12 protein-coding genes are annotated in these 13427 nt (G+C 51.4%); 9 read left to right on the top strand and 3 right to left on the bottom strand.

All coding sequences use genetic code 11. From position 1 onward, the window contains the following. The first annotated feature begins 45 nt into the window (after nucleotides 1–45). Entirely contained in the window at nucleotides 46–846 is an 801-nt protein-coding gene (locus SIB68_RS07590) for a phosphoadenylyl-sulfate reductase (protein ID WP_063399098.1), read from the top strand. Next, nucleotides 804–1559: a type III pantothenate kinase gene (locus SIB68_RS07585; RefSeq protein ID WP_063399079.1), complete on the top strand. Its 756-nt coding sequence runs from the start codon at nucleotides 804–806 to the stop codon at nucleotides 1557–1559. The genes SIB68_RS07590 and SIB68_RS07585 overlap by 43 nt, the downstream gene beginning before the upstream one ends. Here SIB68_RS07585 and bcp read toward each other — a convergent pair. Then, a complete protein-coding gene (bcp, locus tag SIB68_RS07580; RefSeq protein WP_011824944.1) occupies nucleotides 1537–2004 on the bottom strand; it encodes a thioredoxin-dependent thiol peroxidase in 468 nt (155 codons plus the stop codon). The two genes, SIB68_RS07585 and bcp, sit on opposite strands and share 23 nt — an antisense overlap. 68 nt (nucleotides 2005–2072) lie before the next feature. Here bcp and SIB68_RS07575 point away from each other — a divergent pair, with 68 nt between their 5' ends. The 3 genes from SIB68_RS07575 to SIB68_RS07565 all read left to right on the top strand — a co-directional run bounded on the left by SIB68_RS07575 (nucleotide 2073) and on the right by SIB68_RS07565 (nucleotide 4037). Further along, nucleotides 2073–2660: a 4'-phosphopantetheinyl transferase family protein gene (locus SIB68_RS07575; RefSeq protein WP_236068787.1), complete on the top strand. Its 588-nt coding sequence runs from the start codon at nucleotides 2073–2075 to the stop codon at nucleotides 2658–2660. A gap of 29 nt (nucleotides 2661–2689) precedes the next feature. After that, a complete protein-coding gene (locus SIB68_RS07570; protein ID WP_236068786.1) occupies nucleotides 2690–3184 on the top strand; it encodes a thymidylate synthase in 495 nt (164 codons plus the stop codon). A 175-nt stretch (nucleotides 3185–3359) separates the two neighbouring features. Beyond that, nucleotides 3360–4037, top strand: a complete 678-nt coding sequence (locus SIB68_RS07565; protein WP_063399077.1) for a hypothetical protein — start codon at nucleotides 3360–3362, stop codon at nucleotides 4035–4037. Nucleotides 4038–4151: 114 nt separating this feature from the next. On the opposite strand, the gene SIB68_RS07560 is transcribed toward SIB68_RS07565, so the two are convergent. Further along, nucleotides 4152–6359 carry an AAA family ATPase gene (locus SIB68_RS07560; RefSeq protein WP_063399076.1) on the bottom strand — a complete coding sequence of 736 codons (2208 nt, stop codon included), beginning with the start codon at nucleotides 6357–6359 and terminating at the stop codon, nucleotides 4152–4154. Between the two features lie 51 nt (nucleotides 6360–6410). Here SIB68_RS07560 and SIB68_RS07555 point away from each other — a divergent pair, with 51 nt between their 5' ends. From SIB68_RS07555 to SIB68_RS07545, 3 genes are read left to right on the top strand one after another with little or no spacing between them, the layout of a single operon-like run. Further along, entirely contained in the window at nucleotides 6411–7538 is a 1128-nt protein-coding gene (locus SIB68_RS07555) for an efflux RND transporter periplasmic adaptor subunit (RefSeq protein WP_063399075.1), read from the top strand. A gap of 9 nt (nucleotides 7539–7547) precedes the next feature. Then, nucleotides 7548–10985 (top strand): efflux RND transporter permease subunit, encoded by a 3438-nt coding sequence (locus tag SIB68_RS07550; protein WP_063399074.1) that lies wholly within the window; start codon nucleotides 7548–7550, stop codon nucleotides 10983–10985. A gap of 4 nt (nucleotides 10986–10989) precedes the next feature. Then, entirely contained in the window at nucleotides 10990–11274 is a 285-nt protein-coding gene (locus tag SIB68_RS07545; protein ID WP_063399073.1) for a hypothetical protein, read from the top strand. A 2-nt stretch (nucleotides 11275–11276) separates the two neighbouring features. On the opposite strand, the gene SIB68_RS07540 is transcribed toward SIB68_RS07545, so the two are convergent. After that, complete coding sequence (locus SIB68_RS07540) at nucleotides 11277–12935, bottom strand: alpha-D-glucose phosphate-specific phosphoglucomutase (RefSeq protein WP_063399072.1); 1659 nt, start codon at nucleotides 12933–12935, stop codon at nucleotides 11277–11279. A gap of 113 nt (nucleotides 12936–13048) precedes the next feature. Between SIB68_RS07540 and SIB68_RS07535 the strand changes: the two genes are divergently transcribed. Beyond that, nucleotides 13049–13423 carry a hypothetical protein gene (locus SIB68_RS07535; RefSeq protein ID WP_063399071.1) on the top strand — a complete coding sequence of 125 codons (375 nt, stop codon included), beginning with the start codon at nucleotides 13049–13051 and terminating at the stop codon, nucleotides 13421–13423. Nucleotides 13424–13427 lie beyond the last annotated feature (4 nt).

The raw sequence follows: 13427 nt of genomic DNA, 5'->3' as shown, positions 1-13427 counted from the left end.
ACCTTAAACACTCTGTTGTGGACGGCGACATTGGAGAATGGGGAGATGACTGATGGCTCCATTGATACGGTGACCACTGCCACGTCTACTGAGGCAGGCCAATCTCCGAGTGTGCAGGTTGCCTCGCTTCTCGAGATGCCTCTGGAGGATGCTCGGATACACCTTGCCAAGCTTTCTGCCCAGAAACGTCTTGAGTGGGCACTGAAGCAGTTTGGTCAAGGCTTTGTTCTGACATCGAGCTTCGGCATTCAATCAGCTGTTCTGCTGCACATGCTCCATGGTCTTGATGGTGGTTCTGTGGTCCCTGTGGTCTGGGTGGATACGGGCTATCTACCAGCTGAGACCTATCTCTATGCCGATCAGCTCACGCGTCAGCTTGGGTTGGATTTAAAGGTGGTTCAAAGCCCAATGTCTCCCGCTCGGATGGAGGCTATCTATGGCCGGCTCTGGGAGACAGGCTCGGTGAAGGATCTGGAGACATATCACCGAATTCGCAAGGTGGAGCCCCTCGAGCAGGCTCTGGATGATCTCCATGTGCATTGCTGGGCCAGTGGGGTGCGCAGTGATCAGACCGACTATCGGCGCTCAATGGCTTTTTTGGACCTGATTCGTGATCGCCTTTCATTGAGGCCTTTACTCGACTGGACTCCGAAGGAGGTTTTCTATTACATGCAGGAGCATCAGTTGCCGCAGCATCCTCTGTTTGAAAAGGGTTACTCCACGGTCGGCGATTTGCATTCCAGTGCTCCCGATGGGGGGGAGGCATCTGGACGAGAGACACGCTTTGGAGGTCTTAAGCAGGAATGCGGCCTTCACCTCCCAGGTGTGTTGGGCGAAGGCATCTAAAGGTGGAGGTTTTGAGGCATTGCCTGTTGATTGGCAACAGTCGCTGGCATTGGGCCGAGTATCAGGCGGATACGTGGCAGTTTTGCCATAGCGTTCCCAATCCGCTCAAGCTTCAAACCCTTGAGGCCCCTCTTGTGGCATGGGCTGCTGTTGGTCCGATCCCTGCGGGAGTTGTCTTGGATCCGAACCGGCGCTTGGGGTTGGGGGATGTGCCCTTAACCCGAATGCCTGAATGGCTCGGCATTGATCGAGCTTTGGCGGCCTGGGGTGCGTTGAGAAGAGCTCACATCAGCGGGATGTCGTCTTCAGGCCTGCTTGTGGCTGATGCCGGCACCGTGTTGAGCTTGACGCGAGTGACGGCGGCTGGTGATTTCGCTGGTGGACAGTTGGTGCCTGGTTTACGTCTGCAGCTAAGTGCCATGGCGCAGGGAACCCAAGGTCTGATTGATCCAGGCATTGGGTCAGTTAGTGCTGAACCATTTCCTTTCTCCACGGCCGAGGCCATGCGTCGGGGCAGCCTCCAGGCACTGCTTGGCACTCTTCTAGAGGCTCAGCGTGAGGCGGAACTACCGCTTTGGTTGTGTGGAGGTGATGCCTCGGTTCTTCAGGAAGCACTCAGTCAGAGGGGGCTCGGTGTGGTTCATCATCCGAATCTTGTTTTGGAGGGGATGGTTGACGTGCACGATCGGATTAGTCGAGCCCCAAGTCTTTGAGGATTTGATCGGCCATGGTTGCGGCTTTCACCTTGAGATATATCAGTTCCAGGTTGCCCTTTGGATCTACGACAAAGCTATGGCGCATCATGCCCATGTATTCGCGCCCCATGAATTTTTTGAGCCCATAGCTTTCGTAGGAGCTGGCCACTGGGCAGGGTTCCGTGTCGCTAAGAAGGGTGAAAGGAATCTGATACTTGTTGATGAATTTGGTGTGGGATGTAGCACCGTCTTTGCTGATACCAAGCACCTTGATGTCATTGGCCTCGAAGCGTTCCCATTGGTCTCGGAAATTGCAGGCTTCCTTCGTGCAGCCAGGGGTGTCGTCCTTCGGATAGAAGTAGATCACAACCCTTTGACCTCTTAGTGATGCCAGCTGAACGAGGGTGCCGTCCTGATTGGGGAGATTGAAATCTGGTGCTGGATCACCAATCTGCAGGGTCATTGATGCCGCTTCAACTCAATAGCAGAAGCGTACTGGCGTTGTGGTTATTTCCGATGCAGGCTTCCTTGATGCCTATCAGTACGGAGGAGGAGCAATGGGCTGGGCGATTGTCTGCGCGGAGATCAAGGCAGTTCAGGCAGTCTCGTGGCTATGTACGTCATGCCCTCGCTGACCTGTGGCAAGTGTCTGCACTTGAGATTCCATTGCAGGCCCCTCCAGGCAAACCTCCAGAGCTGGCAAATGGCTGGGGATACATCAGCTTTAGTCACTGTCAAGATGCACTGCTGTTGGGTTGGTCGCCGCAACGGGTCGGGGTGGATTTGGAGCGTAGTGACCGTCCTATTGCTGCGGAGTTGCTTGCACGTCGTTATTTCTGTGCTGACGATCAGGCAGCTCTCTGCCATTTGAGGGGTGCGGCTTTGCGGGATGCCGTGCTTGAGCAATGGCTAAGTAAAGAAGCAGCGATTAAATGGCAGCGGGGCAGCCTGGCGGCGGATCTGATTCATTGGCGTTGTGGGGTCGACTCTGCGTTTGCTGTTCATGAACTATTGGGGCATCAGGTCGATGTTCATCGAATTCATCACAACATTTGGAGCATGGCGGTGGTGAGTGATTTCAGTGCGATGTCTAATTCCCCAATGCTCTGCTTAGTTTGAGGGTCATTGTTGAGACGCTCATGCTCGGCATGCTGAGCTCACAGAAAGCCCCATCGCTTTTAGCTGCAGTCCTTTTGGCAGTGATGGGTTTGTTGGGGATGCATCAGGAGCAGGCGCTCATGGTTTCTGGAACTTGGTCGAGTGGTGAAGATGTGACGTCTCGCTTGGCGGAACGGGAGGCCACTCTCAACCTGCGCAGCGAGGCCGAAGCGTTGTTGTTGTCTTTCACCCGAGCTCAGATGACACGTTTCTATTGGGGTGAGTTTGCCTCGTCGTTGGATGAGCTGGGCCTGACTGTCGGAGAACCTCTCATCGCACATGTGCAACGATCAAAAAACCTCACCATGTTGTGGCTGGCTCCTCAACATGGTGAGGAAGCCTATTTAGCCATTGTTCGTCGTGACAGCAGCGGCACTAGGCTCGAGAGACTTCATTGCAGAGGCAATGTTTCCAGGTTGAAGAAACCCTTTTTGGGTAGTTGCCCAGATGGATGGAGTGCATTTTTGCCTTTAAAAAAGATCTGAATATTTCGATCTTCATTTCTTCAGGACCTGTGTTGATTATATGAAGAGAGATTCTTGATCTTTAAGTATGAATCATGGCAATTGGGACTCTTGTCGCAGCTGTTTACAAAAGTATAAGCTTGGGAATTGATAAGGCGATTGTGTTGGCGAACCTATCTTTTGCGGCTAGTTTAAATTGGATATCTATTCTCAATCGTCCGTGTTCACTCGTCTTGCTGCCGGTTTGCTTGCCGGTGCCTCTTTGTCGATCCTAGCGATGCCAGCTCAGGCAGAAACTGATGCTCCCGTTCGCTGGAACTCCGGTGGTGCCGTTTGGACTACTACTTCCAATGATTTTGAAACTTTCTTGAGCACTGGTGAGACTAATCTTGATCGGGCTCTTGACCAAGGAATTGACCGCTCAGGTTGGTCTGCTGATGAAATTCAGCAGGGTATGACCAAAACCTATGACGTCGAAGTCATTGACGTCACTCGTTTCCTCTACTCCGATGATGGAGTTGCCTTCCTTAAGAATCAGACTAAGAGCTATTTCCCGTATTGGAAAATGACTGATACGGCTGTGCAGGGGTTACGTGCCGCAATCATTGCTGATTCCGCTGATGGCAGTATTTCTTCAGCTGGAATTATGGCCAATTTGCCAGTTTCCTTCCGTCTGGCTGACACCTGTGGCACCTTTGATGGCAGCCAGAATGTTTGTGCAGATGGCAAGTGCCAGGGTGACGCTCAATGCACCTCCCTATTGTCTTGGTATGTCTTCTTACCTGCATGTGTTCAGGCCAACCAACTTGCACCTAGATGGATTTATGGGGGTAAGACATCAATTCCAATGGGTGGTGAGACTACTTTCTACTAACTAAAAAATGCCTTCTTCAAGGTCTTTGGTTAGGCTTTTTTGACAATATTTTTCAAGCCCCGGCATCACCGGGGCTTTTTTATTGCTGTTGCTCTTCCCGATGGCTTGGCAGTGTTAGTGGAGCCTTCGGCTGCCGATGATGCGTTGATGGATCAGGCGTTGGGGTAGTTGTTGTCCTCGCGTGCGCCGGAGCATGAGCGTCAGGTTTTCCAGAACCTCTAATGATGCATTGGTCGCTACTAGGTCTCGGTAGGGTCGCCCTTCGCTGAGCCAGCGATGCTCAAGGCCCTCATCCACCTGCAGCGTCAGGCGTTCCTCCCATCTCTCCCAGGTGAGCTGCCAGCCGCACTCCTTCAGGTTTTGTGCAAGGAGGGAATCGAGGCGCTGGCTTTCAAGCCAGATCTTTTCGCGAGCGATGAGTGGTGTTAGCAGGTTTCTCTCCGCGGGATTGGTTCCTTTGCTCTCTAGTAATTGCAGTAGGGCCTCGGCCGGCCCGATGTCTGCATGGCTGATCAGGAGCCTTAGACCGGTTTCATTGGTGCATCGCTGGCTGATCAGGCTCCAAAGTTTTTTCTGTTCTGTATCTGCAATGTCTTGGTTGGAGAGACGTCCCCCAATCCATTCGAACTGATGTTGTGCTGGTAAGTCTTGGAGTGCATCGTTGCCTCCATCGATCAGTTCAGGGCGGATGATTGGGTCGAGCAGATCGAGCTGAGCGATTAGGCGCGCCTGATCCTGCGCTGTTGCGCAGAGGATTGTGACGCCTCCTTCAGGCACTGCTTGAAGCGGATCGAGTGCCCAGAGCAAGGAGCGTCCACCCATCATCAGAACTCGATGGTGGCGTTGGCAAGTCACTCCCGACCAGAGGCGTTCGCGCAGGTGGTTGAGGCGTTCTCCATCTTGGCTGAGCTGGCGTTGCACCCATCTCTCTAGTTCAGGGGTTTCTGGACCACTGCTAATGAGCAATGGGTTCTCCTGGGCTGATTCGCTTGCTGCGGCGAGCTGTGCTGCCCTTCGTTCCAGCATGAGCAGGCGCCGGTGCCCTTCCCAACCTTTTTGGCTCGGTTGCCAGAAGACTTCTCCTTGCAGGGAGGTGGGTAGGTATTGCTGTGAAACCCAGTGTTCTGCAAAAGCATGGGGATAGCGGTAGCCGACACCATCTCCAAATGCTGCTCCGTCACGATGGGCATCGCGGAGATGGCTGGGGACGTCCTGATGCTGGGCCTCACGAACCGTGCGCAGGGCTTCGAAGAAACCCAGCACACTGTTGCTTTTTTCGGCGCAGGCCAAGTAAAGGGTGGCTTGTGCCAGGGGGTAGAGACCTTCCGGTAGGCCGATTCGCTCGAAGGCTGCAGCACAGGCTTCTACAACCACGATCGCCTGGGGATCAGCGAGGCCAATGTCCTCTCCAGCGGCAATGAGCATGCGGCGGAAGATGAAGCGTGGGTTTTCACCAGCCTCCACCATGCGCGCTAGCCAGAACAGAGCTGCGTCGGCATCTGAGCCTCGTAGTGATTTGATGAAGGCGCTGATGGTGTCGAAATGGGCATCCCCCTGCTTGTCGTAGAGAACTGCCCGCTCCTGAATTGATTCTTCAGCGATGGCAAGGTTGATATGGATTGAGCCCTGTTCATTGGGACGGCTGCTCTCCACAGCGAGTTCGAGAGCATTGAGCAGACTGCGAGCATCGCCGTTGGCGACATTGACGAGATGGTTTGCAGCTGCTGTGCTGAGCATGACCTGACGATCGCCATAGCCCCGCTCGCAATCTTGAAGCGCGTGTTTCAGGAGGCGATGAAGATCTTCACTTTCGAGGGCCTGCAGTCGGAACAGCCTGGAGCGGCTTACCAGCGCTTTGTTGACTTCGAAATAGGGGTTTTCTGTTGTGGCTCCGATCAGTGTCACGGTGCCGTTTTCTACCCACGGCAGCAGGGCATCTTGTTGGGCACTGTTAAAGCGGTGGACTTCGTCGATGAACAGAATCGTGCGTAAGCCATGTCGCTCCAGCCGCTGCTTGGCTGCGTCTACTTCTTGGCGAAGGTCTTTGACCCCTGCCAGAACAGCATTGAGGCTGCTGAAGTGAGCACGGGTGTGGCCAGCGATAATCCTGGCCAGGGTGGTTTTACCAACACCTGGAGGACCATGTAGCAGCAAGTTGCCTACACGATCGGCAGCAATGGCTCGGCGTAGGAGACGACCCTCAGCCAGGATCGAACCCTGGCCAACAAATTCCTCCAGGGTTCTAGGGCGCAGACGATCAGCTAGTGGTGCATGGCGCTTTAGCTCCTGATCTCCCTGGTATGTGAACAGATCTTGATCCAATGAGCTCTGGCACTGGTGGACAATTCTTGCGCTAGGGGGTGACTTGTTGTCGTGAGCTGGAAACTTTCCATAATCAGGCTGTTGAACAAGTCGTTAGTGCCGAATCAGCAACGCTCTCTTGTCGTTTTTGCGGTGCTGTTGCTTTGCTCCTGTGGCAAGGCGCAAACATCTTTCTCGCCGATTACCGTCAGCCAGATAACTGTGACGACGGCTCAATTCACGGACGATATCGATACGGTGAGCACCTTGGAGGCGAAGGAGGAGGTGCATCTTGCTGCACAAGCTTCTGGTCGAATTATTGAGTTAAAGATTGATCAGGGTGATCAGGTTCAGCCTGGTCAGATGTTGGTTGTGCTTGATCAAGCTCAGATCCGTGCGGAATTGGCAGATTTCAAAGCTCAGGAGCAGAAGAACAAACTCAATTGGCAGCGATATGAATTCTTGGTCCCTCAAGGAGCTGCTTCGGCATTGGATCGAGATGAATACAAGGCCCAGTACATCGCCTCTCGCGAAAAGGTAAAAGCCACAGAAGCAACGCTTGCATATAGCAATTTGCGTTCTCCAATTTCAGGGATCGTGGCTGATGTTGATGTCAAGGTTGGAGATGTTATCCGTTCTGGTGATCCATTCACCAAATTGATCAGAAATAACTGGCTTTTTGCTCGAGTTGAGGTGCCTGCCATATTCTCTGATCGGATCAAGATTGGATTGCCTGTCTTTCTCAGCAAGACTGGATCGTCAGATGTGATCGCGACGGGTGAAATTAATTCTGTGGGCCCGACTGTGAATAGAACTACCCAGGGCTTACTAGTGAAGGCAGCCTTTGAGAATGGTAATGGATCGTTGCGAAATGGCCAGCGCTTGCGAGCGCGGGTTCAATTGGATACCAGAGAGGAGGTGTCTGTTCCCTTTGCTGCGGTAACACAAACTGCGGGCCAGAGCTTTGTTTATCGAGTGGGAAGTTTCCGAGAGCTTGAGGCTTTTCCAGGCAATGTCTCTCTTGAGAAACTTCGCAAGTTACCCCCCCCTACACGTTTTGCTTTGCAGACCCCTGTGATGTTGGGAAAATTACAGAAGCAGCGCTATGCAGTTGTAAAGGGGCTCAAACTTGGCGAGCAGGTGATCACAACAAATCTTTTGAAATTGAGACATGGCATGCCCATCTCTGTTAAAAACTGAGGCGAATAGATGTCTGCATCAAATAACTTTATTACGCGACCTGTTTTAGCAACAGTTTGCAGTTTGTTGATCGTCATTGCGGGACTAATTTCTATTCCTATTTTGCCGGTTGAAATGCTTCCGGATATTGCTCCGCCAACAGTAAAAGTAAATTCAATATACACCGGTGCAGATGCTGAATCGGTTGAGCAGGGTGTGACCAGCGTGCTTGAGCAGCAGATTAATGGTGTGGAGAATATGGACTATTTAACTTCCTCAAGCTCGGCTGATGGGGTGAGCTCGATTGCTGTTGCTTTCGAAAGTGGTAGTGATAGCGATATTAATCAAGTTAATGTTCAGAACAGGGTTGCGCTGGCAGAGCCACAGTTGCCGGAAGAAGTGCGCAAGGCAGGGGTGAGTGTTAATAAGGCTTCCAATTCTATCTTGCTTCTTTATAACTTTGTTAGCGAAGATCCAAGCTATATTGAATATAGCGTAGAAACGATTAGTGGGCTTCTAGATCTGAGCCTAACGGACGAGGTTAAGCGGGTTAAGGGAGTTGGCGAGGTGACCTACTTTGGTAATCGTAAGGTTGCTTTTAGGCTTTGGCTGGACAATGAAAAACTTGAGGTCTTTGGCCTGACTTCAGCTGATGTAATGGGGGCTATTGAAAGCCAGAACCGTTTGGTCCCTGCTGGGAAAATAGGAGGTGAACCATCTGCAGAAGGGCAGATATTTACTTTTCCTGTGCAATTAAATGGCCGCCTTGTGAGCATTGGAGACTTTGAAAATATGGTCGTCAGGACTACCGAGGATGGCGGATTAGTGAGGTTTAGTGATGTCGGTCGTGTTGTGCTTGGTGGTGAAAGCTATTCCAACAGCGCTACGGATTTGCAGGGAGTCCCTTCTGTGAGCATGGCTGTTTATCAATTGAGTGGCAGCAATGCTCTTGAGGTTTCCAATGGAGTGAAAGATGTTCTTGAAGAATTTTCCGCCAAAATGCCTGTTGGCATGAAGATGGAGAAAATCTATGACAATACAGATTTTATTAATGCATCAATTCATGGAGTCATCAATTCGCTTAGAGATGCGATCATTCTGGTGGTGCTTATTCTGTTTATATTTTTACAGAATTGGAAAGCTACTTTGGTTCCTGGTATTGCCATCCCTGTTGCGCTTGTAGGAACATTCTCTCTGGTTTTAGGTTTTGGCTTCTCGCTCAACCAGCTCACCTTATTTGGATTGGTTCTCGCTACAGGGTTAGTGGTTGATGACGCAATCACAGTGATTGAAGATACCTCAACCAAGCAAGCATCAGGGATGACTGCCTTGGAAGCTGCGAAGTCAACAATGGATGAGCTTTTTTCTGCAGTTATTGCTACATCCTTGGTTCTTTTCTCAGTTTTTTTGCCAGTGTTGTTTTTCCCTGGTGCAACGGGTTCTATCTACAAGCAGTTCGCAGCAACGATTATTTTCGCTATCGCGATTTCTACCTTTAATGCTTTAACTTTTTCTCCCATGCTTTCTGCCTTGCTTTTGGGCCGGGAAGGCTCAGCTCCGGGACGCAATACATATGCAATTTCTGGTGCATTCATTGGGTTTATATACGGACTATTAGTTGTTGGTGGTGGTGCGGCGCTTGCCTTGATCCCTACAGCAATGGTTGCAATTCTTGGCTTTGTGCTTTCTCGCTTCACTGGCCGTTCGTTGAGGCTGCCATTCTCTGTTGCAGGGGCTGTGATTGGCCTTTTCATCGCAGGAGTTTCAAATCCTGTGCCAGTTGTTTTATTCGCTGGCCTTGGCTTGGCCTTGGGTTGGTATACACCATGGATTTTTAGTCATTTCAAGCGCATTTATTCCGTCTTTGAGCAGCGCTATGCCTATCTGCTCGAGTGGGTTCTTGGCCGACGTTCTCTTGTGATGGGAATTCTTGCGGTAGGCGTTCTGCTTACCGGGGTTGCTTTTACTGCTATCCCAGGTGGATTTGTGCCTATTGAAGACCAGGGTTATGCCATCGGCGTTTTGCAGGCGCCAGAAGGTGTGTCTACTCAGGTCACCGAGAAGATTAATCAGCAAGTTGCTGAGATATTGCGCAGTGAACCCGATATCACTTCAGCAGCAATTTTTAGTGGAGCAAGTTTTGATGGCAATAGTCCTAATAAGGGATTGTTTTTTATTGGGATGCGTAATTGGGATGAGCGCAAAAATCGTGATCAATCTGCCGATGCAATTGTTGGACGGCTAAATCAGAAGTTCTTTGGGGCTATTGATGGCGCGAGGATTTTTGTTGTAGAGCCACCTGCGATTCCTGGATACGGCATTGGCAGTGGATTTGAGTTCCAATTACTTGACAAGAGTGGAGGTGCTTATGGCTTAAACAACTTCTTTGCCTCGGCTGGTCAAATCATTCAGCAGGCGAATGCAAATCCATTGTTGAGCAGTGTACGGACTTTATTCTCTCCTGAATCTCCGCAGCTACGAGTTGAGGTCGATAGGGATATTATGGCCTCTCTTGATGTTGACTTCAGCTCTGCAATGCGTGTGTTTAGCGCTAATTTTGCAGGCGCCTATGTTAATGATACCTTCCAGGAAGGTAAGGTTCGTCGTGTTTATGTTCAGGCCGATGAATTGGGTCGCTCTGCACCTGAAAGGCTAGCTTCAATTTACGTTAAGAATCGGGCGGGTGAGCAGATTCAGCTCTCGGAATTTTTAACAGTTAAACCTTCTGTTGGGCCAAGTGTGATCTCTCACTTTAACCTTTACAGATCGATAAAAATAGAAGGATCACCTGCTGCTGGTAAGAGCTCGGGGCAGGCAATTAAGGGTATGAAGGAGCTTTTTGCAGCTCAGAATTTTAAGAGCCTCGGATTTGATTGGACAGGCATATCTCGAGAGGAAGTAAAAGCTGGTGCACTAGCTGTTGTGATTTTTGCATTGGGAATTTTGGTGGTTTATCTCGTGCTTGCAGCTCAATACGAGAGTTATGCAGACCCTCTGATTATTTTGATGACAGTTCCTACTGCAATGCTTGGAGCCTTGTTGTTTCTGGCATTGCGTGGCGAGGTTCTCAACATTTATGCACAGGTTGGCCTTGTGATGTTGATTGGTCTAGCTGCTAAAAATGGGATCTTGATTGTTGATTTGGCTAATCAACACATGGCTGAGGGCGTTACGGCCCTTGAAGCAGTAAGGCAGGCAGCCAAGTCGAGACTTAGGCCCATCATTATGACTGCTATTTCGTCTCTTTTTGGCTTTATGCCGTTGGTCTTGGCTAGCGGAGCAGGAGCCCGCAGCCAAGCTTCTCTTGGCACGGTTGTATTTGGTGGCCTTTTGGTTGCCACTTTCCTTTCGCTGTTTGTTGTGCCTGTCTTTTATGTCGTTGTTAAAGCTCTTGTAGGCACCTTTAGTGATACAGAACAAGGCAACACCAATTTATTTAATTCGGGAGACCCCTCTGGGCAGGGATAAACCAATGAACCGCTCTCGCTCAATAAGAAACAAGCCCTTCAGCGGTACGAGGGTATTGATAGCGCTGCTGGTGGGGTTCTTACTCGGAGGTCTTGTTGCCCTCTTTTTACGTACGGTGATCTCAAACACTCCTGTAGATATTCACAGTCAGAGGCTGAACCTTTTTTTCATCATGGTCACGCTATCAGGAGCGCTTGGAGCAGTGGTCATTGAAAGCATGCGCCAGCTGCAACAAAGCAGCACCGAGGCGGAGTATCACCGCCGCCCAAGGGAGTGGTGGCTGCGCTGAGCTCAAGTGATCACCGTTGGTCGTTGCATCCCAGTGCGCTTTTGAATTTCGGCAAGCGCATCGATGCCATTGATGAGATCGGCCAGAGCATGCTGGGGATCTTGAGTTAAGTCTCCATTACTTGGTTCGTAGCGTTCTAGATAAACGCGCAATGTGGCCCCTTTGGTGCCGGTGCCTGAGAGTCGAACCACGACTCTGCTGCCGTCTTCTAGAAGGATCCGCAGCCCTTGTGATTCTGTGACTGAGCCATCCACAGGATCGGTGTAACTGAAGTTGTCCGCCTGACTGACGCTGCGACCAGCAAAAGGCTGGCCAACCAATCTAGGCAGCATTGCTTCCAGTCTGTTGTAGAGATCATGGGCAGGCTCACTGGCAATCGCTTCGTAGTCGTGTCGTGAGTAGTAATGGCGTCCAAAACGACTCCAATGCTGCGTCATCACATCAGCGACGCTGCAACGCCGTTTCGCCAGGATCTGGAGCCAGAAGAGAACGGCCCATAGTCCATCTTTCTCACGCACATGGTTGCTGCCAGTGCCGAAGCTTTCCTCGCCGCACAAGGTGATGCGATCAGCGTCTAGCAGGTTCCCAAAGAATTTCCAGCCTGTCGGGGTCTCAAAGCAATCGATGCCCAGTTCTTTGGCGACGACATCCACTGCAGCGCTCGTGGGCATGGAGCGAGCGACACCGCTAAGGCCATTGGCATAAGCCGGAGCTAGCTCAGCATTGGCAGTGAGGATTGCAAGGCTGTCACTTGGGTTAACGAAGCAACCTCTGCCCAGGATCATGTTGCGGTCGCCATCACCATCGCAGGCGGCACCGAATCTGTAGGACTTGCCATTGAGGAGGAGGTCTGCCAGTTCAGCGGCGTAGGTGAGGTTGGGATCTGGGTGGCCTCCACCAAAATCCTCAAGAGGAATTCCGTTGCGCACAGTGCCAGTTGGGGCACCGAGAAGTCCTTCCAGTAGCCGTTGTGCATAGGGACCAGTCACGGCATGCATGGCATCAAACACGACTGGGAAGTCGGCTGTTATTAGCTCCTTGATGCGCTGGAAGTCGAACAACTTCTGCATCAGCTCTACATAGTCTTCAACGCCGTCGATTACGTCTACTGCCATGGCACCGATGGCATGGTGGCCTGGGGTTTCAAGTGGGATGACGTCTGCATCGACAAAGCTGTATTTCTCTAAAGCTTGGCTACATGCGTAGATCGCGTTTGTGAGTGATTCGGCTGCTGGACCACCATTGGCACCGTTGACTTTGACGCCGAAATCGCCATCTGGACCGCCTTGGTTGTGGCTCGCGGAAAGGATGATTCCTCCGATGGCTTTGTTGGCACGGATGAGATGGGATGCTGCTGGCGTGGAGAGAATGCCATTTGTGGTGGTGATTACTCGGCTTAGGCCATGAGCAGCACCCATACGCAGGATCACATCAATGGCGCGGTGATTGCCGTAGCGACCATCTCCCCCCAAGATCAGAGTCCCCCCCTCAACGCCAGGCAGGGTTTGGAAGATTGCCTCAATAAAGCTCTCCAGGTAATTGGTTTGTTCGAATTGCTTGCTGCTTTTGCGTAGGCCAGAGGTCCCTGGTTTTTGGTCGTTGAAGGGTGTGTTCAGATGCACCTGGCGCTGTGTGGGTCCCGTCTGGGCCGAGCTGGTCATCAGAGACGAAGGCAGTTCTTAATCGAACCTAATCAAACGCAATCATCGATCCTGTTTTGGCCCCTTCCAGTTCTCGCGGCTAGTGTTCGCAAAGATCATTGAGAGGAGCTGAGATGCAGCTCAGGTGTTGGGGAATGGGCCGCCAAGCCTATGGGCTGGCTTTCGCTGGTGCCATGCTGTTTTTAACAACTCCGTCGATGGCGTTTAAAGGAATTCGTCAGATCCCTTATCCGCAAGCCGAACAGGTGACGCGTAGTGCTGCTGAGGCTGTGATTGTGAGGTCCGGCAGCGAAAGCTGCTTGCGCGGCAAGCTAACAAATGCCTTGCTCGATCTCACAATCAGCTGCAGCGCAACAGGTCGGTCGTCCTCATTGTGCAAATTGGCGGCTGAAATTGCCTCTCAAGAAGGAGAGTTCAGTCTTGCTCAGATGACCACGACAGCAGAGACCTTGTTGGATTTACTCGACACTGATTCTGTCGAACCTTGATTGT

It is taken from the genome of Prochlorococcus sp. MIT 1323 (genome assembly GCF_047304905.1).
GTDB classification, from domain to species: domain Bacteria; phylum Cyanobacteriota; class Cyanobacteriia; order PCC-6307; family Cyanobiaceae; genus Prochlorococcus; species Prochlorococcus marinus_D.
This window is presented reverse-complemented; position numbering and strand designations above follow the sequence as displayed.

Bases quoted from the DNA above. Each gene is read 5' to 3' on its own strand.
- SIB68_RS07590 (WP_063399098.1), top strand. From the start codon at position 46: ATGACTGATGGCTCCATTGATACGGTGACCACTGCCACGTCTACTGAG.
- SIB68_RS07585 (WP_063399079.1), top strand. From the start codon at position 804: ATGCGGCCTTCACCTCCCAGGTGTGTTGGGCGAAGGCATCTAAAGGTG.
- bcp (WP_011824944.1), bottom strand. From the start codon at position 2,004: ATGACCCTGCAGATTGGTGATCCAGCACCAGATTTCAATCTCCCCAAT.
- SIB68_RS07575 (WP_236068787.1), top strand. From the start codon at position 2,073: ATGCCTATCAGTACGGAGGAGGAGCAATGGGCTGGGCGATTGTCTGCG.
- SIB68_RS07570 (WP_236068786.1), top strand. From the start codon at position 2,690: ATGCTGAGCTCACAGAAAGCCCCATCGCTTTTAGCTGCAGTCCTTTTG.
- SIB68_RS07550 (WP_063399074.1), top strand. From the start codon at position 7,548: ATGTCTGCATCAAATAACTTTATTACGCGACCTGTTTTAGCAACAGTT.
- SIB68_RS07545 (WP_063399073.1), top strand. From the start codon at position 10,990: ATGAACCGCTCTCGCTCAATAAGAAACAAGCCCTTCAGCGGTACGAGG.
- SIB68_RS07540 (WP_063399072.1), bottom strand. From the start codon at position 12,935: ATGACCAGCTCGGCCCAGACGGGACCCACACAGCGCCAGGTGCATCTG.
- SIB68_RS07535 (WP_063399071.1), top strand. From the start codon at position 13,049: ATGCAGCTCAGGTGTTGGGGAATGGGCCGCCAAGCCTATGGGCTGGCT.